Here is a 16,221-nt window from a genome sequence, read left to right as displayed (position 1 = left end):
AAGCCCATCTTCGCCGACGCGGGGTGTCTTTTACGCAGCGTTAACAAGAGCGACATCGGTCAGGACGGTTGACGGGGAGACCATGTGCGCTGTTTGGTATACCAAACCTCTCGCAGAGCAGTCCTCCTTCGTCCCCTTGCTCATGGAGGCCCCGTGTCCCTCGCCGACCGTGCCGAAGCCACCGGCACACCAGCGTTCGTCCCCGATCCCCGGCTCACCAACGAAGACCTCGCGCCCGCGAAGAAGCGCAACTGGAAGGTCTTCGACCTCTTCGCCATGTGGATGTCCGACGTCCACAACCTCGGCAACTACACCTTCGCCGCCGGGCTGCTCTTCCTGGGCATGAACGTCTGGCAGATCTTCACGTCCCTGCTCGTCGGCTTCGTGATCATCTATATCGGCATGAACTGGATGGGGAAGATCGGGCAGCGCCACGGCGTCCCCTTCCCGGTCGTCAGCCGGATCGCCTTCGGCGTCTGGGGCGCCAACATCCCGGCGCTGATCAGGGCCGTGATCGCCATCATGTGGTACGGCATCCAGACCTACCTGGCCTCCGTCGCCGTCAACGTGATGCTGCTCGCGGCCTGGCCGGGCCTGAAGTCGTGGACGCACACCTCCTTCCTGGGGCTCGACGCGCTCGGCTGGGTGTCGTTCATCGCGCTGTGGCTGGTCCAGGCGGCGATCATCAGCCGGGGCATGGAATCGGTCCGGAAGTTCCAGGACTTCTGCGGTCCGGCGATCTGGCTCGTGATGATCGCGCTGGCCGTGTGGATCCTCGCCAAGGCCGGCTGGACCATCTCGCTCACCTCCACCCCGCACCCGGTCTCCGTGGGCGAGCAGTGGCGCCAGTGGTTCGGCGCGATCGGGCTGGTCCTCGCCACGTACGGCACCCTGATGCTCAACTTCTGCGACTTCTCCCGCTTCTCGCCCGACTACCGGACGGTCAAGCGCGGCAACTTCTGGGGCCTGCCCGTCAACTCCACGGCCTTCGTGATCGTGTCGGTCATCGTCACCGCGGGCGCCTTCGAGGTCTTCGGCAAGGAGATCACCGACCCGGCCTACCTCGTCGCCGAGATCGGCAACACGTGGGTGCTGGTGCTGGGCGCGCTGACCTTCGCCATCGCCACCATGGGCGTCAACATCGTCGCCAACTTCGTCTCGCCGGCGTACGACCTCGCCAACGTCTGGCCGCAGAAGATCACCTTCAAGGTCGGCGGCATGATCAGCACGGTCGCGGCCCTGCTCGTCACGCCCTGGAACCTCTTCTCCAACCCGACCGTCGTGAACTACTTCCTCGGCGGCCTCGGTGCCTTCCTCGGCCCGCTGTTCGGCGTGATCATGCTCGACTACTACTGGGTCAAGCGCGGCCGCGTGAACGTGGACGAACTCTTCGACGCCACCCCCGGCTCCCGCTACCACTACCGCAAGGGCGTCAACCCCAAGGCACTGTGGGCCTTCCTGCCGGCGGCGGGTGTCGCGGCGGTGCTCGCGCTGGTGAAGGACTTCAGCGACGTGGCGCCGTACTCCTGGTTCATCGGCACGGCCCTCGCGGCCGGGCTGTACGCGGTCCTGAGCCGCGGCGAACGTGCCGCCGAGCGCGTGGCCGTGGAGGTCTGAGAGACGTGCGGATCGTCGTCACCAACTGCAACACCACGCAGGAGATGACCGAGGAGATCGTACGAGGTGCCCGGGCCTCCGCAGGTTCGGGCACCACCGTGACCGGACTGACCCCCAGCTGGGGGCCGGAGTCGGCGGAGGGCTGGCTCGACAGCTACCTGTCCGCCGCGGCCGTCCTGGACACTCTGCGCACGTACGACGGACCGCCGTACGACGCCGTCGTCATCGCCGGCTTCGGGGAGCACGGGCGCGAGGGCGTCCGGGAACTGGTGGACGTACCGGTCGTCGACATCACCGAGGCGGCGGCACATCTGGCCTGTCTGCTGGGCCGCCGCTACGGCGTCGTCACCACGCTGGAGAGGTCGGTCGGCCAGATCGAGGACAGTTTGGAGACGGCGGGCGTGGCCCGGAACTGCGCCGCGATCGTCGGCACGGGCCTGAACGTGCTCGACCTCGGCGACGACGAGCGCACCGAGACGGCGTTCCTGGCCGCCGCCGAGCGGGCGTGCGCGGCCGGGGCCGAGGTACTGGTGCTGGGCTGCGCCGGCATGACGGGGTTGCAGCGGGTGGTGGGGGAGAAGCTGGGCCTGCCGGTCGTGGACGGGGTCGCCGCGGCGGTGAAACTGGCGGAGTCGCTGGTGGCGCTGGGGCTGACGACGAGCAGGGTGGGGAGTTACGCCGAGCCGCTGGCGAAGCGGAGGGTGTGGGGACGCCCGAACGGCACTGGCTCATGACGGGCCGTCGAGCGTGACGTCGTCGCGATGGGCCCCGTAGAACCGCACCTGCCGGGCCATCACCTCCCGCATCGAGGTGCCGCGCGGGATGCCGTACACCGTGCCGGGGAAGTCCAGCGCCTCCTGCACCTGCCACAGCTCGTCGTGCTCGCCGGGGGCGAAGAGCCGGGCCCGGGGCGCTCCCGCCGCGATCCAGCCGATCGGCAGGACGGTGCCGGGCGGCAGCACGGAGTTGACGTGCAGCACGCTGTGGATCCGCAGCTCGGATCCGGCGCTCGCGACGGCGCCCGGGAAGACGCAGGCGCCGGTGGCCACGAAGACCTCGTCCTCCAGGGTCGCCCCGTTGACATGGGCGTGCGGGCCGACCAGCACGGCGTCACCGATCACCGCGGGGTGCCGGGCCCGCCCCCGCACCAGCGCGTTCTCCATGACGACGACGTCCGAGCCCACCCGCACCTCCCCGTCCTCGGCGGTGAGCACGGCCCCGTGCAGCACCCGGCTGCGCTCACCGAGGACGACGGCCCCGCACAGGACGGCCGTCGGGGCGACGTACGCGGACTCGGGGACGACGGGGCGCCGCCCGCGGTGCTCGATCAACATGGCGCTCTCCTCAGGCCTCAGGCCGGCGGCTCGCCGGGAACCACGGCTGTCGCCGTAATCTCCACCAGCTGTCCCGTGTATCCGAGGCACGCCACGCCGATGAGCGTCGACGAGTGCGGACCCGCACTGAGCCCGGACGCCTCGACGATGTCCCAGACGGCCGACAGCACGGCCGGCTCACTGCCTACGACGTACACGTCGGTCGCCACGACGTGCGCCAGGTCGCTGCCGAGGGCGCGCAGTTGCTCGTGCAGGTTGTCGATCACCCGCTCGGCCTGCCGCATCGGATCTCCGGGACCGACGAGCTCGCCATCGGCGTCCAGCGGAACGGACCCGGCGAGGAACGCGAGTTTCGTGCCCACCTCCACGACGGAGGCGTGGGAGTAAGTGGGCGGCGGAAACAGGCTCGGGACAGTGACTCGCTGGATCACGGGGGCTCCGATCTACGGGCGGCAGCCGACGGCAACCCACCGATCATCCGGCCCCCGGGTGCGTGGACGCACCCGTATTTCGGTACACCTCGACCGAGCCGTCCTTCTACGCTTCACCAGACCCCGCCACCCGCCCGCCCAGGAGCCGTGCCCGTGCCCACCCTCCCGGACCAGACCTTCCTCGACACCACCGCCGACCGCCTCGCCGCCCTCCCCACCGTCCGGGCCGTCACCCTCGGCGGCTCCCGGGCCCAGGGCACCGAACGCCCGGACAGCGACTGGGACCTGGCGATCTACTACCGAGGCGACTTCGACCCGGACGACCTCCGGGCTGTCGGCTGGGAGGGCGAGGTCTCCGAGCTCGGCGCGTGGGGCGGCGGCGTCTTCAACGGCGGCGCCTGGCTGACCGTCGACGGCCGGCGCGTGGACGTGCACTACCGCGATCTCGACGTCGTCGCACACGAGGTGGCGGAGGCGGAGCAGGGCCGCTTCCGGGTCGAGCCGCTGATGTTCCACCTGGCGGGTATCCCGACGTACCTGCTCGTCGCCGAACTCGCGATCAACAAGGTGCTGCGGGGCGAACTGCCGCGTCCCGCGGCCTACCCGCCGGCGCTGCGCGAGAGTGCCCCGGCCCACTGGCACGGCATGGCCACGGCGACCCTCGCGTACGCGAAGGCGGGCCACGCGCCCAAGGGCGCGGTCACGCAAACCGCGGGCGCGATCGCTCTGGCTGCGACGCAGACGGCGCACGCGGTGCTGGCGGCGCGGGGGGAGTGGGTCACGAACGAGAAGGGCCTCGTCGCCCGGGCGGGTCTGCGGGATGTGGACGCGATCCTGGGCACCCTCACCGGCGCTCCGGACGAGCTCGAGCAGAGGATCACCGACGTGGAGACGCTCCTGAACCGGGCCGTGGAGGCAGCGGAGGGCTGACCGGTACGGCCGTCGCCGATTGCGTTCATAAAGAACCCGGCTTTCCCGTGACCCCGTCACGTTCCGGAAACCTTCCCTCCAGGAACCCCGCCTACTGTGGGCAGCCACACCCCCGCCCGGCCACCGTCGCCCGAAGGCCCACCCCTGCCCTCGACGAGTCGACAGGAGCCCTGTGTCCCGGTCCCGCCGTGTCCTTCCCAAGTTGCCGCCCTGGCTGGCGCACGCCCTGCGCGCTCAGCGGGGGCCGGTGCCCTGGAGCGCGGTGACGCGGGGGGCTCTGTCCGCGGGGCCGCTGCTGCTGGTGGCCGTGCAGGTCGGGCGGACCTCGCTCGGGGTCGTCGCCGCCATCGCCGCCATGCTCGCCGGGATCAACGACCGGCCCGGCAGCCGGCGGGTCTCGGTCAAGCGGATCGGGGTGCCCGCGCTGGGCGGTGCCCTGGGGCTGGTGACCGGGACGTACGCCGGGCAGCAGACCGGCGCGGTGGTGCTGACCGTGATCCTCACGTTCGTCGGGCTCGTCGCCGGGAGCGTCAGTGCGATCGGGCCCGTCGCGTCCGCCGTCGGGACGCAGCTGCTCGTCGCCTCGGCGATCGGGGCCGGGATGCCCCTGCCGGAGCCGGGGTGGGAGCGTGCGCTCGCCTACGTCGCGGGCGCCGGGTGGCTGCTCGTGCTCCGGCTCGTGCTGCCCACGCCCGGCTCCCTCGCCGGGGACTTCCGGTTCGACGGGGAGCGGAAGGCCGTGGCCGGCGTGTACGACGCCGTCGCCGAGCTGCTCGACGCCGTCGGCGGGCCCGACGCGATCCGCCGCCGGGCCGCGCTCACCGCCGCCCTCGACCACGCGCAGGACGCCCTCGCCGGGCCCCGGCTGCGACGGTACGCCTCCTCCTTCGCCGAGCGGCGGCTGCACGCGCAGTACGCCGCCGCCCTCCCCCTCGCCGAGGCCGCCACCGCGTTGGCCTGGGCCGGAGAGGCCGTGGCCGAGCGGGCCTCCGAAGGACCCCGGCGGCTCGCCGCCGCCGTACGCGGCAACTCCCACACCGGGCCGCTGCCCGCACCCTCCCGCTCGGCGCCCGCGCTGCGCGCCCTCGACGACGCCCTCCTGCACGCCGCCGAGGTGTTCGACCAGGGCAGGGGCGGCGATCTGCACACCCGGCGCCGTACGCCAAAGGACCGGCTGCGTGCCGCCTTCGGCAGCGCCGGACGCGAGTACGGACTGCGTGTCGCCCTCTGCTTCGGTGCCAGCTCGGCGGCCGCCCAGGCCCTGCACCAGGGCCAGTGGTACGGGCAGCACGAGCACTGGTACTGGCTGCCGGCCACCGCCGTCTTCCTCGTCAAGCCCGACCTGGGACCGCTGGCCTCGCGGGTACTGAACCGGGCCGCCGGGACCGTGCTCGGCGCCGTCGTCTTCGCCGGATTCGCCGCCGTCCTGCCCCGGCCCGAAGGGCTCATCGCGCTCGTCGCCCTCAGCGGAGCGCTCATACCCGTCGCCACCCGGCACTTCGCCGCCCAGACCGCCGTCGTCACCGTCCTCGTCCTCGCCCTGGTCATGGTCGGCGGCGAGCCGCAGGCCTCCATGGGACGGATCGGCGAGACGCTGCTGGCCTGCGCGATCGTGCTGATCGTCGGGCACCTGCCGATGCCCGGACAGCGGGGCGGGGGAGTGCGCGCCCGGCTCGCCGCGGCGAGCGAGGCCGCGTACGCCTACCTCACCCACGTCCTCGACGAGGCCGACGTCCCGCGCATCGGCACCTCGAGCACGCCCTCCAAGCGCCCCGGCACGCCCTCCGAGCGCCCCCTCACCCCGACCGACCACCGCGTCACACCCTCCGACCACCGCGCAACCCGCTGGACCCTGCGCCGCGAGGCCTACCGCACCCTCGCCGAGGCCCGGACGGCCATCTCCCTGTCCGCGCACGAACTGCCCGCCCTCGCCCGGCACACCGAGGGCGCCGACGAGGTGGCCGACCTCCTCGAACGCCTCGTCGACACCACCACAGCCTGCGCCGTCCACCTCGACGACACGGGAAGGCTCGGCCCCGAGCACACCGAGCGCCTCACCGCCCTCCTCGACGAACTCGCCCGGCCGGCCGAGCGGGTGGGGCTACGACCTCCCCGGACGCCCCTCGCCGGATAACCGCCCCGGCACGACCGCCGTGCCCAACACCCCCACCAGTCCGGCACCCCGCGCGGTCGCCGCCCGGCGCACCTCGGTGGCGAACCCGTGCCCCGCGACCGCCGGCTCCACCTTCGCGGCGATCTCCCCGGCCCGCTTCCCGTCCGGCGGTTCCCAGCACAGGCACAGCAGGCCTCCCGGCGTCAGCCAATGCCTCACCGCGGTCAGTTCCCGGTCCACCGCGCGGGTCCAGAAGAGGTTCACATTGACGGCCAGGATCCTGTCGAAGGACCGGGCGGCGAAGTCGGCGTCCTCCAGCGACAGGGCGTGGAAGGCGGCCCTTCCGGTGGCGAGCGCGCCGCTGTTGCGGCGGCGTGCCGCCTCGACGGCCTTGGCGGAGCGGTCGATGCCGGTGACGGTGCCCGTGACGAGGCGGTCGTGGATCAGCGCGACGGCGACCCCTGGTCCGCAGCCGATCTCCAGCACCCGGTCGTCGTGTGCCGGGTCGAGAAGCTGCACCGCCCAGGTCAGGCGCTCCGGGGCGTCGATCGTGCTCAGCCCCCGACCCGTATCCACACCGGCGCGTGGTCCGACCCGGGCGCGCCCCGCCGCTCCGCCGGGTCGGGGCCGACCGACGGCAGGGCGGGTGGTCCCTCGCCGGGCAGGCCCGTGCCCGCCGCCGTCACCCGGTGCACCAGGCGGTGGCTCACCAGCACATGGTCGATCAGCTCGCGCCGCCCGGAGTTGACACGGGAGTAGCGCTGTCCTGGCGGGATGAGCGGGGCCACGTCCCACAGCCGGGTCGCATCGCCCCGGTCGGCCTTCTCGTACCCCGGCGTGCCGATCTCCGAGCCGGGCGGGCCGAGCAGGATCTGTGTGGTCGCGGCCTGCACCTCGTCGTTGAGGTCCCCCAGTACGGCCACGTCCCTGCCCTGCCCGTCGCCGTCCAGCAGCTCGTCCGCGAGGGCGCGCAGGGCCGTCGCCTCGGCGGCCCGCCGGTACAGGGCGTAGGCGCCGTACCGGGCGCGTTCGCCCTCGTCGCGCGGCTGGAACCGGCCGTTCGGGTACGACAGCAGCTTGGACTTCAGGTGACAGACGGCCACCCGCAGCGGCTCGTCCCCGACCTCCACGGCGAGAAAGCCCCGACCCGCCCGCGCCACCGTCACCCCCGAGTCGTCCGTCTGCACGGGACGCAGCTCCGCCGGGAACGCCGTGGTGTCGGCCAGCACCGTCATGGCCGTACGGCTCAGGAACCCGACCCGTATGCCCCGGCTGTCCGCGTGCTCGGACAGGGCGAGATGCCAGTCGTCGTCGAGCATCCCGGCCAGGTCCTTCAGGGCCTCGGGGTCTCCGACCTCCTGCACGCCGAGCAGGGCCGGGCCGAGTTCCGTGATCACGGCGGCGAGCACGGCGAGCTTCGCCCCGTACGCGGCCTCGTCCTTCGGGCCGTACGGGCCGCCGGGCCGGTAGAGGTTCTCCAGGTTCCAGGTGCCGAGGAGCATGCCGGGCCTCTTTCAACAGCCGACAGACGGGGTGGTGAGGCCAGGGTGCTCGCCCGGCCCGCCCCGCGACAGTGCCGCGACGGGATGTGCGGTTCGGCTCATGCCGCCCTACGACCTCGTCGTACGTTGGCGCGATGACGCCTTCTGCCGCGGACAGTCCCGCCGAGCTCATCATCAGCGCATGTACGGTCCTCGTGCACGACGATCAAGAGCGCGTCGGGTTCGAGGAGGACGCCGCGATCGTCGTACGGAACGGGATCGTCCAGGCGGTCACGACCACCGCGGCGGCTGCGGACCTGCCCGCGGCCGAGCGCATCGACGCCAGGGGCCAGGTCGCCCTGCCCGGTCTGATCAACTGTCACACGCACGCGCCGATGGTCGCGCTGCGCGGCCTCGCCGAGGACCTGCCCACGCAGGAGTGGTTCAACGACGTCGTCTGGCCCGTGGAGTCCAACCTCACGCAAAGGGACGTCGAGTTGGGGGCGCGGCTCGCCTGCGCCGAGATGATCCGCGCCGGCGTCACCTGCTTCGCCGACCACTACTTCGCGATGGACGCGGTGGCGCGAGTGGTCGCGGAATGCGGCATGCGGGCGCTGCTGGGGGAGGCCTACTTCTCCTCACTAGGCCCCGAAGGCCAGGAGCGGTCACTGGAGTTCGCGCTCCGGCACCGCGGCTCCGCCGGCGGCCGCATCACCACGGCCCTCGCCCCGCACTCCCCGTACACGGTGGACGACGCCGACCTCGCCGCCATCGCCCGGCTCGCCGGCGAACACGGCCTGCCCCTGCACCTCCACGCCGCCGAGAACCGCGACCAGACCGAGACCAGCCTCGCCCGCCACGGCGTCACCCCGATCGAGGTACTGGAACGCACCGGCGTCCTCGACACGGACGTCCTCCTCGCCCACGGCACCGGCATCGCCGACCGCGACCTGCCCGTCCTGGAGCGGGCGGCCGGTCGTACGGCCGTCGCCACCGCGCCCCGCGGCTACCTCAAATTCGCCTGGCCCGACACCACACCGGTCCGCGCCCTGCGCGACATCGGCGTCGACGTCGGGCTCGCCACCGACGGCGCCGCCTCAAACAACACCCTCGACGTGTGGGAGGCGATGGCCCTCACCTCCCTGGTCCAGAAGTCCTCCGAGGGCGACCCCCGCTGGCTGACCTCCCGCCAGGCCCTGCACCACGCCACCCTCCAGAGCGCCCGTGCCGTGGGACTGGAGGACAGCGTCGGCAGCATCGCGCCGGGGCGCCGGGCGGACATCGTCCTGGTCGACCTGACCGGACCGCACACCCAGCCCGTCCACGACCTCGCCGCCACCCTCGTGCACAGCGCCCGCTCCGCCGACGTCCGCACCACGATCGTCGACGGACGGATCCTGATGCGCGACCGGACGCTGCTGACGATCGACGTGCCGGCGGTGGTAAGGGAACTGGAGGAGCGCCTGCCCGCCCTCGTCGACCGCAGCCACGGTCGGCGCATCCAGGACTACGACACCTGACATCCGGAGGGGCTCTCCGAGATTCCGGAGCTCTGCGATTTCGTAGGGGCTCTCCGAGATTTTGCCCCCGGGCAGCGATGAGTTCCGCCCCTACCGTCGGTCACCACCCCGGACGGACCGTTGCCACAGGAGGGCCCATGTCGCTTCCGGAGATCGTCTCGCGCGAGCAGTGGCGTGCGGCGCGCGCGGAACTGCTGGTCAAGGAGAAGGCGGCCACCCGCGCGCGGGACGCGCTCAACGCCGAGCGGCGCGGACTGCCCATGGTGGAGGTCGACGAGGAGTACGTGTTCGAGGGCGGGGACGGCAAGGCCACCCTGCTCGACCTGTTCGAGGGCCGGCACCAGCTCGTCGTCTACCACTTCATGTTCGCGCCCGAGTGGGACGCCGGCTGTCGCAGCTGCTCCGGCTTCCTGGATCAAATAGGGCATCTCGCCCATCTCAAGGCCCGCGACACGTCGTTCGCGGCCGTGTCCCGGGCGCCGTATCCGAAGATTCTGCCGTTCAAGGCGCGAATGGGCTGGACAGTGCCCTGGTGCTCGTCGTATGGCAGCGGCTTCAACCACGACTTCGAGGTGACCCTCGAACGCGAGGGCGAGCTCGTCGAGCGCCCCGGCCTCAGCTGCTTCCTGCGGGACCGCGACCGGGTCTTCCACACCTACTCGACGTACGGGCGTGGCCTCGACGGCCTCGGCTCGACCACCAGCCTGCTGGACCTCACGGCACTGGGCCGGCAGGAGGAGTGGGAGGAGCCCAAGGGGCGCGCCTCGGCTCTTGGGGCGCCTGCGGAAAGTGGGCCCATCCGCTATCACGATGAGTACGGCGACTGATACGGAAAGTGAAAAGATAGACCAAAGGGCTGAGAGGTTTGTCACACTCGGCGGTGAACGAGTGTCAACTACGTCTCAGAACCGTCACTTCGCGAGCCGTTCACCCCATGGTTGGCGTTTAACTCTACGAGTAGAGCGCGACATGGAGGTGCAGGGTGAACGGGCGAACGGTGCTCGAGAGCTTTCCCGCCGGTGGGCCGCGTGGCTCCTGGCCGGCGGAGGAGTTCGCGCAGGCGCGGCGTCTGGAGGGCCTGCCTGCCGAGGTCGTCATGGACCTCGCCACGGACATGTTCCTGGTGATCGTGCGCAGCGGGGACGGTGCCGACGCCGCGGCCTGACGCGTGTCCCGAGTCGGGCGTGGCTCAGCCCGCCTTCGGCGCCGGCACCTTCGGGACCGGCGCGACCGGCTGGACCGTGGTGGGTGACGTGGCGAACTGTTCCGCCTGGAGGGCGTACAGCTCGGCGTAGAGCCCGCCGGTCGCCAGCAGCTCGTCCGGAGTCCCGGACTCCACAAGCCGGCCCTGGTCCAGGACGTGCACCACATCCGCGTGGCGTACGGACGCCAGCCGGTGCGTGATCAGTACGACCGTCTGGCCGCTGTCGGCCAGGGCGCGGATCCGCTCGAAGACCTCCAGCTCGGCCCGGGCGTCCAGGGCCGCCGTCGGCTCGTCCACGATCAGGATGCGGCCCCTGCGGTAGGCCGCCCGGGCGATGCCCAGCCGCTGCCACTGGCCGCCTGACAGTTCGTGCCCGCCGCTGAAGTTGCGGGCGAGCAGCGTGTCCAGCCCGCGCGGCAGGTCCGCGATCACCGTCTCCGCCCCGGCCTCGGCGATCGACGCGGCCAGCCGCTGCTCGCACACCGGCGCCGATGTGCGCCCCAGGGCGACGTTCACCCGGGCCGTGAACGGCCACCGCTTGAAGTCCTGCGCCACCATCGCGATCCGCTCGGCCAGCCGGTGCCGGTCGGCTGTCGCCGCGTCCACGCCGTCCCACAGGATCCGCCCCTTCTCCGGCGTGTAGAGCCCCGCGAGCAGCTTGACCAGGGTCGTCTTGCCGGACCCGTTCTCGCCGACCAGCGCCACGATCCGGCCCAGCGGGAGGGCGAGCGACACGTCGTCGAGGGCGGGGCGGGCGGAGTCGCCCGGGTAACGGAACGTGACGTTCTCAAAGCGGATCTCGCGCGGGTTCTCCGGCAGCGGCCGGCCGCCCTCCGGGATGGCCCGCTGTGCCGCCTCCGTGTACAGCCGTTGCAGGTCGCCGACGAAGAGGGCCTCCTCGTGCAGCGCGTTGACCTCCACGACGAGCGTGTCGAGGCTCTGCGAACCGGTCCGGATCGCGATCACGGCCGTACCCGCCACCGACAGGGCCATCGCGCCCGCCAGCAGCAGCCCGCCGAGCGTCGCGTACGTCGCCACCGTCGCCAGGCCCGTCCACGCCGCCGCGATCAGGCCGGTGCGGGCGGCGAGCCGGGCCAGTCGGGCCTGCTCGGCCTCTGCAGTCTCCGACATCGCGCGGAAGTGCCGCAGCAGGAAAGCGCCCACCCCGTGCACCCGGATCTCGGGGGCCGCCTCGGGCTCGATCAGCAGATTGCCGAGCAGCCGGCCCGCACGGGCGTGCTGCACCCAGGCGTGGAAGGACTCGTAGCGCCGCCGGGCCACGGTCAGCGCGCTCCAGGCGCTCGGCAGCGTCATCGTCACCAGCAGCGGCAGGAGCGCCGGGTGCAGCACGGTCAGGACACCGGCCGCCGCGACCAGCGAGATCATCGCGTTGATCACACGCGTCCCGTACATGATCATCCGGCGGGCGGAGGCGGCCCCGTACTGCGCGGTGTCGAGCAGCTTGTGGAAGGCGTGGTCCTCGATCGCGGCCAGTTCGACGGCCGCGGCCCGCTCCAGGTACTGCTCGGTCGCCACCCGCTCCACCTTGGGCTCCAGCCGTCCGGTGGCGTAGGTGCTCGCGGCCCGCAGCAGCGCCGCGAGCAGCATGACGACGGCCACCGTGACCAGCGCGGGGACGGCGCCGCGCAGCCGGTCCTCGATCGGGCCGCCGCCCATCAGCCGTGCCAGCACGCTGTTGACCGCGAGCAGCGCCACGGCCTGCGCCACGCCCCGGCCCGCCTCGGCGGCCAGCACGACCCGCGCGGCGCCCCGGTCGGCCTGCCGGGCGAGCCGGAGGCTGGACGCCAGCAGGGACGGCAGACGGGTGATCATGGCGCGGAAGTTCAGCTCCAGGAACGCGTCGGCGTGCTGGTTCCAGCCCATGTCGTAGCGCAGCGGTCCGCCGAAGAGCAGCCGCTCCGACTCGGACACCTCCGGTGCGGTCCGCTTCTTCGCCACCGTCGACCGACCTCCCTGTTCGTGCCCCGCTCGTGGACGAACGGTCACTATCGCGGGGCGGAGCCCGCCGGGGGCAGGGCGCAGCCCGGGGCGCCGGAGGCGCGCGGGCGCACGACCCGACCGGGGGAGGCGTGGGACGGCGCGGAGTCGCGGGGTGGTGCGGAGTTGCGGTGTGGCGCGGAGCTGGGGTGGTGCGGAGCCGCGGGGTGGCGCACGCCTCGGGTCAGCCGTGTTCGACGAGCCCTACGCGCTGACCGGCCGCGACCAGGCCGGAGCGGTCCCCGTCGCGCGGCACAGGGCCAGGTACAGCGGTATCGGCGGGGTGTACGGCAGCGTGCCGACCGGGCGATGGATCAGTTCGGGGAGCTCAGGGACGTCCGGGACGACCGCGCCGGTGGCGTAGTGCGCCGGGGCGGGCCATTCCAGGGCGTGGTCGGAGTCGGACGGCACCAGCCACCACCAGTGCGTCTCGTCGGCATAGACGCAGCCCACGCGGGGCAGCCGGGGCATGACCAGCCGGCCGAGACGGGCGGGTACGGCGACCGCGTCGCAGCCGAGCGGGGCGGTCATGCCGTCGGGGACGGGCAGCCGCAGAGCCGGGCCCGCCGTCCGCAGCCCGCGCCTCATGCGGGCCAGGGTGTCCAGGTTCAGGACGCGGCCACCGCGCGCGGGGCTCATGCCGGCCCCCGCTCTCGGCGTCGCTCCTGAGAGGGGACTTCTCGAGCGCCCTTCGCATGGCGCGCCCGGTGGGCCTCGTCCCCGTCGCCCGGGTCGTCGGACGGCCCCGGCTTCGGCCGGGTGCCCCAGCCCAGGTCGTTCCGGGGCTCCGCCGGGTCGTGCGGGGTGTCCGCCGTGCGCGGCAGCTCGGCCCAGACCAGCAGCCCGGGGCCGTGCTCATGGGCACCCCAGGCGTCGCAGAGGGCGTCGACGAGAAGCAGTCCCCTCCCGTGCTCCTCCTCGGGCCGGGTGCGGCTGGCCGCGTGGGGCTGGCCCGGGGCGCAGCCCTCGTCACGCACGGCTATCCGCACCAGGTCGTCGCCGTCGTGCAGCTCGCACACTATGTGGGTGCTCGCCGTGTGCACGAGGGCGTTGGTGACCAGCTCGGAAACCACCAGGGCCGCGCTGTCGCACGTGTCCTCGCACACCGACCAGCCGGTCAGCCGGGCCCGCGTCAGGCGTCTGGCCTGTGCGGGAGAACCCGGGTGTGCGGCCAGCTCGAAACGGAACCGGCGCTCGGCAGCGGCCCCGGCGGGGCTCGTTTCCGAGCTGGCCCCCAGGCCGTAGGGGCCTGCGGCGGCGTCTGTTCCTAAGGGCGCGGACGGAATCACGCTTGCCACTATCGCCCCGCCGTGAACACTTGGCAAGTGTCACTCTGAAAATTGCAGAGTGCTGTGTGACGGTCTGAAGGGCCGTGGCACACTGCTCGCAACAGCACCTCGCGCGGCGCCAGTTGGGATCGTCGAAGAACTGTTCGGAACGTGTGTTCGGGCAGTCGGCTCTTCGAAGGGTCTTCGAATGGCGCCGCCGGGCTGTCAGCGTTCTTTTTGTGGCCGGCTCGTCAGAACTCTTCGTGGAGGTGGAGCGTGAGCGAACCGCGGTCCGCGCCGACTGTGGGCCAGGTCGTCCTCGGCCGGCGCCTGCTGGACCTGCGGGAACGCGCCGGGATGAAGCGCGAGGAGGCCGCCCGCATCCTCCGCGTCGCCCCCGCCACGGTCCGCCGTATGGAGGTGGCCGACGTCGCGCTCAAAATCCCGTATCTGCAACTGCTCCTGAAGGCCTACGGCATCTCCGACGAGGAGGCCGACGCCTTCGTCCTGCTGGCCGAGGAAGCGAACAAACCCGGCTGGTGGCAGCGTTTCCACGACATCCTGCCCGGCTGGTTCTCGATGTACGTGAGCCTGGAGGGTGCGGCCGGCGTCATCCGCAGCTACGAACCCCATTTCGTCCCCGGACTGTTGCAGACCGAGGACTATGCGCGCGGAGTGCTCCGGTCGGGCGCCATCGGACAGACCCGGCCCGACGACATCGAGCGCCATGTCGCCCTGCGGATGCAGCGCCAGGAACTGCTCACCCGCAAGGACGCGCCCCGGCTGTGGGTCGTGATGGACGAGACCGTGCTGCGGCGCCCGGTCGGCGGCCCGGAGGTGATGCGTGCCCAGATCGACAGGCTGCTCGCAGCCACGAAGCTGCCCAACGTGACGTTGCAGGTCGCCCCGTTCGCCAGTGGGCCGCACCCGGGCACGTACGGGCCGTTCGTGCTGTTCCGATTCGCCATGCCCGAACTGCCGGACATGGTCTACAGCGAGTACCTGACCGGCGCCGTCTACCTCGACGCGCGCGCCGAGGTGGCGACCCACCTCGAGGTCATGGACCGCATGGCGGCGCAGGCCGCTACGGTACATCGCACGAAGGAGATCCTCAGGGATCTCCGCAAGGAGTTGTGAATGGATCGCATCAAGCCGCGCAAACACGTCTACAACGGCATGCCCGCGCGCGACTTGGGCAGCGAAGGCTGGCACAAGCCGTGGAGCGGCGGGAACGGCGGGAACTGCCTGGAGGCGATGAAGCTCGCCGACGGCCGGATCGCCGTCCGGCAGTCCACCGACCCGGACGGTCCGGCGCTGATCTACACCACGGACGAGATGACGGCCTTCATCGAAGGGGCGAAGGCAGGGGAAGCGGACTTCCTGCTGTCCTGATGCGATGGCCCACTCTGCAGCTTTCTGCCGCTATCTGTGGCTCAACTTCCTTACGCTGGTGCTGAATTGATCACCCCTTGTGTCTCATGGAGCGCATCATGACCGGGCAGGACCCCACGTCGGCCGTCGGGATCGACACGACCAGACCCCATCCCGCGCGGATGTACGACTGGTACCTCGGCGGCAAGGACAACTACCCGGTCGACGAGGAGATGGGCCGGCAGATGCTCACCCTCGATCCGAGGGTGCCGGTCATGGCGCGGGTCAACCGCGCGTTCATGCACCGGGCCACCCGCTGGCTGGCCGGGAACGGCGTACGGCAGTTCCTGGACATCGGCACCGGCATCCCCACCGAGCCCAACCTCCACCAGGTCGCCCAGGAGATCGCCCCGGACGCCCGGGTCGTCTACTGCGACAACGACCCGATCGTGCTGGCCCACGCGGCGGCCCTGCTGCGCGGCACGGATGAGGGGGCGACCGAGTACCTCCAGGCCGACGTGCGCGACCCGGACGCCGTCCTGGAGGGCGCGAGGAAGGTGCTGGACTTCACCCGGCCCGTCGCGCTGTCGCTCATCGCGCTGCTGCACTTCGTCTCCGACGAGGACGGCGCGCACGACCTGGTCCGCCGGCTGCTCGCCGAACTGCCCTCCGGCAGCTACCTGGTCATCACCCACGCCACGGCCGACTTCACGCCCGAGGAGTCGAAGGCGGCCACCGAGAAGCTCCGCGCCGCCGGTGTCACCCTGGCCCTGCGCTCCCGCGAGGAGTTCACCGGCTTCTTCGACGGCCTCGACCTCGTCGAGCCCGGCATCGAGGTGCCCCACCGCTGGCACCCCGAACTGGGCGAGCCCGTAACCGGGCAGGACGACGGGGTGATTCCGGGGTACGGCGCGGTGGGACGCAGGCCGTAGCCTGCCGAGTGCCCACGGGCCG

General features: G+C 72.0%; 17 protein-coding genes. 10 read left to right on the top strand and 7 right to left on the bottom strand.

The window, feature by feature from the left end:
* Positions 1–153: 153 nt before the first annotated feature.
* Both V8690_RS09970 and V8690_RS09965 read left to right on the top strand, forming a co-directional pair.
* Positions 154–1,617: an NCS1 family nucleobase:cation symporter-1 gene (locus V8690_RS09970; protein WP_338777448.1), complete on the top strand. Its 1,464-nt coding sequence runs from the start codon at positions 154–156 to the stop codon at positions 1,615–1,617.
* 5 nt (positions 1,618–1,622) lie between these two features.
* Positions 1,623–2,351: an aspartate/glutamate racemase family protein gene (locus V8690_RS09965; RefSeq protein WP_338777446.1), complete on the top strand. Its 729-nt coding sequence runs from the start codon at positions 1,623–1,625 to the stop codon at positions 2,349–2,351.
* Here the strand turns inward: V8690_RS09965 and V8690_RS09960 are convergent.
* Positions 2,346–2,951: a gamma carbonic anhydrase family protein gene (locus V8690_RS09960; protein ID WP_338777445.1), complete on the bottom strand. Its 606-nt coding sequence runs from the start codon at positions 2,949–2,951 to the stop codon at positions 2,346–2,348. The genes V8690_RS09965 and V8690_RS09960 overlap by 6 nt on opposite strands.
* A 17-nt stretch (positions 2,952–2,968) precedes the next feature.
* The gene (locus V8690_RS09955) at positions 2,969–3,382 is read right to left on the bottom strand and encodes a RidA family protein (RefSeq protein ID WP_338777444.1); all 414 of its coding nucleotides are present in this window, start codon (positions 3,380–3,382) and stop codon (positions 2,969–2,971) included.
* 147 nt (positions 3,383–3,529) lie between these two features.
* Between V8690_RS09955 and V8690_RS09950 the strand changes: the two genes are divergently transcribed.
* Complete coding sequence (locus tag V8690_RS09950; RefSeq protein ID WP_338777442.1) at positions 3,530–4,312, top strand: nucleotidyltransferase domain-containing protein; 783 nt, start codon at positions 3,530–3,532, stop codon at positions 4,310–4,312.
* A gap of 172 nt (positions 4,313–4,484) precedes the next feature.
* Entirely contained in the window at positions 4,485–6,446 is a 1,962-nt protein-coding gene (locus tag V8690_RS09945; RefSeq protein WP_338777440.1) for an FUSC family protein, read from the top strand.
* Here V8690_RS09945 and V8690_RS09940 read toward each other — a convergent pair.
* Together V8690_RS09940 and V8690_RS09935 are read right to left on the bottom strand one after the other, a co-directional pair.
* On the bottom strand, positions 6,414–7,001 hold the full coding sequence (locus tag V8690_RS09940) for a class I SAM-dependent methyltransferase (protein WP_338777439.1): 588 nt from the start codon (positions 6,999–7,001) through the stop codon (positions 6,414–6,416). The two genes, V8690_RS09945 and V8690_RS09940, sit on opposite strands and share 33 nt — an antisense overlap.
* Positions 6,980–7,927 (bottom strand): endonuclease/exonuclease/phosphatase family protein, encoded by a 948-nt coding sequence (locus V8690_RS09935; RefSeq protein ID WP_338777438.1) that lies wholly within the window; start codon positions 7,925–7,927, stop codon positions 6,980–6,982. The genes V8690_RS09940 and V8690_RS09935 overlap by 22 nt, the downstream gene beginning before the upstream one ends.
* Before the next feature lie 134 nt (positions 7,928–8,061).
* On the opposite strand from V8690_RS09935, the gene V8690_RS09930 reads away from it, so the two are divergent.
* The 3 genes from V8690_RS09930 to V8690_RS09920 all read left to right on the top strand — a co-directional run bounded on the left by V8690_RS09930 (position 8,062) and on the right by V8690_RS09920 (position 10,591).
* Entirely contained in the window at positions 8,062–9,426 is a 1,365-nt protein-coding gene (locus V8690_RS09930; protein WP_338777436.1) for an amidohydrolase, read from the top strand.
* A gap of 137 nt (positions 9,427–9,563) precedes the next feature.
* Positions 9,564–10,253: a DUF899 domain-containing protein gene (locus tag V8690_RS09925; protein ID WP_338777434.1), complete on the top strand. Its 690-nt coding sequence runs from the start codon at positions 9,564–9,566 to the stop codon at positions 10,251–10,253.
* A 155-nt stretch (positions 10,254–10,408) separates the two neighbouring features.
* Positions 10,409–10,591 (top strand): hypothetical protein, encoded by a 183-nt coding sequence (locus V8690_RS09920; RefSeq protein ID WP_037674458.1) that lies wholly within the window; start codon positions 10,409–10,411, stop codon positions 10,589–10,591.
* Between the two features lie 24 nt (positions 10,592–10,615).
* Here V8690_RS09920 and V8690_RS09915 read toward each other — a convergent pair whose 3' ends face one another.
* The 3 genes from V8690_RS09915 to V8690_RS09905 form a co-directional block, all read right to left on the bottom strand.
* Positions 10,616–12,514 (bottom strand): ABC transporter ATP-binding protein, encoded by a 1,899-nt coding sequence (locus V8690_RS09915; RefSeq protein ID WP_338785306.1) that lies wholly within the window; start codon positions 12,512–12,514, stop codon positions 10,616–10,618.
* Positions 12,515–12,832: 318 nt separating this feature from the next.
* Complete coding sequence (locus tag V8690_RS09910; protein ID WP_338777427.1) at positions 12,833–13,267, bottom strand: hypothetical protein; 435 nt, start codon at positions 13,265–13,267, stop codon at positions 12,833–12,835.
* Positions 13,264–13,926, bottom strand: coding sequence for an ATP-binding protein (locus V8690_RS09905; protein WP_338777425.1), 663 nt, complete (start codon positions 13,924–13,926; stop codon positions 13,264–13,266). Before V8690_RS09905 ends, V8690_RS09910 begins: the two co-directional genes overlap by 4 nt.
* A 246-nt stretch (positions 13,927–14,172) precedes the next feature.
* Between V8690_RS09905 and V8690_RS09900 the strand changes: the two genes are divergently transcribed.
* From V8690_RS09900 to V8690_RS09890, 3 genes are all read left to right on the top strand, one after another.
* Positions 14,173–15,033: a helix-turn-helix transcriptional regulator gene (locus tag V8690_RS09900; RefSeq protein ID WP_338777423.1), complete on the top strand. Its 861-nt coding sequence runs from the start codon at positions 14,173–14,175 to the stop codon at positions 15,031–15,033.
* Positions 15,034–15,288 carry a DUF397 domain-containing protein gene (locus V8690_RS09895; protein ID WP_020277664.1) on the top strand — a complete coding sequence of 85 codons (255 nt, stop codon included), beginning with the start codon at positions 15,034–15,036 and terminating at the stop codon, positions 15,286–15,288.
* Between the two features lie 98 nt (positions 15,289–15,386).
* Entirely contained in the window at positions 15,387–16,199 is an 813-nt protein-coding gene (locus tag V8690_RS09890; RefSeq protein ID WP_338777414.1) for an SAM-dependent methyltransferase, read from the top strand.
* Positions 16,200–16,221: the final 22 nt, after the last annotated feature.

This window comes from Streptomyces sp. DG1A-41 (assembly GCF_037055355.1).
GTDB lineage: Bacteria > Actinomycetota > Actinomycetes > Streptomycetales > Streptomycetaceae > Streptomyces.
The sequence above is the reverse complement of the archived record's forward strand: the minus strand, read 5'-3'. Positions and strand labels throughout refer to the sequence as shown.

What these genes read in the sequence shown, in the direction of transcription:
- V8690_RS09960 (WP_338777445.1), bottom strand. Translation starts at nt 2,951, where the DNA reads ATGTTGATCGAGCACCGCGGGCGGCGCCCCGTCGTCCCCGAGTCCGCG.
- V8690_RS09935 (WP_338777438.1), bottom strand. Translation starts at nt 7,927, where the DNA reads ATGCTCCTCGGCACCTGGAACCTGGAGAACCTCTACCGGCCCGGCGGC.
- V8690_RS09930 (WP_338777436.1), top strand. Translation starts at nt 8,062, where the DNA reads ATGACGCCTTCTGCCGCGGACAGTCCCGCCGAGCTCATCATCAGCGCA.
- V8690_RS09925 (WP_338777434.1), top strand. Translation starts at nt 9,564, where the DNA reads ATGTCGCTTCCGGAGATCGTCTCGCGCGAGCAGTGGCGTGCGGCGCGC.
- V8690_RS09915 (WP_338785306.1), bottom strand. Translation starts at nt 12,514, where the DNA reads ATGGGCTGGAACCAGCACGCCGACGCGTTCCTGGAGCTGAACTTCCGC.
- V8690_RS09910 (WP_338777427.1), bottom strand. Translation starts at nt 13,267, where the DNA reads ATGAGCCCCGCGCGCGGTGGCCGCGTCCTGAACCTGGACACCCTGGCC.
- V8690_RS09895 (WP_020277664.1), top strand. Translation starts at nt 15,034, where the DNA reads ATGGATCGCATCAAGCCGCGCAAACACGTCTACAACGGCATGCCCGCG.
- V8690_RS09890 (WP_338777414.1), top strand. Translation starts at nt 15,387, where the DNA reads ATGACCGGGCAGGACCCCACGTCGGCCGTCGGGATCGACACGACCAGA.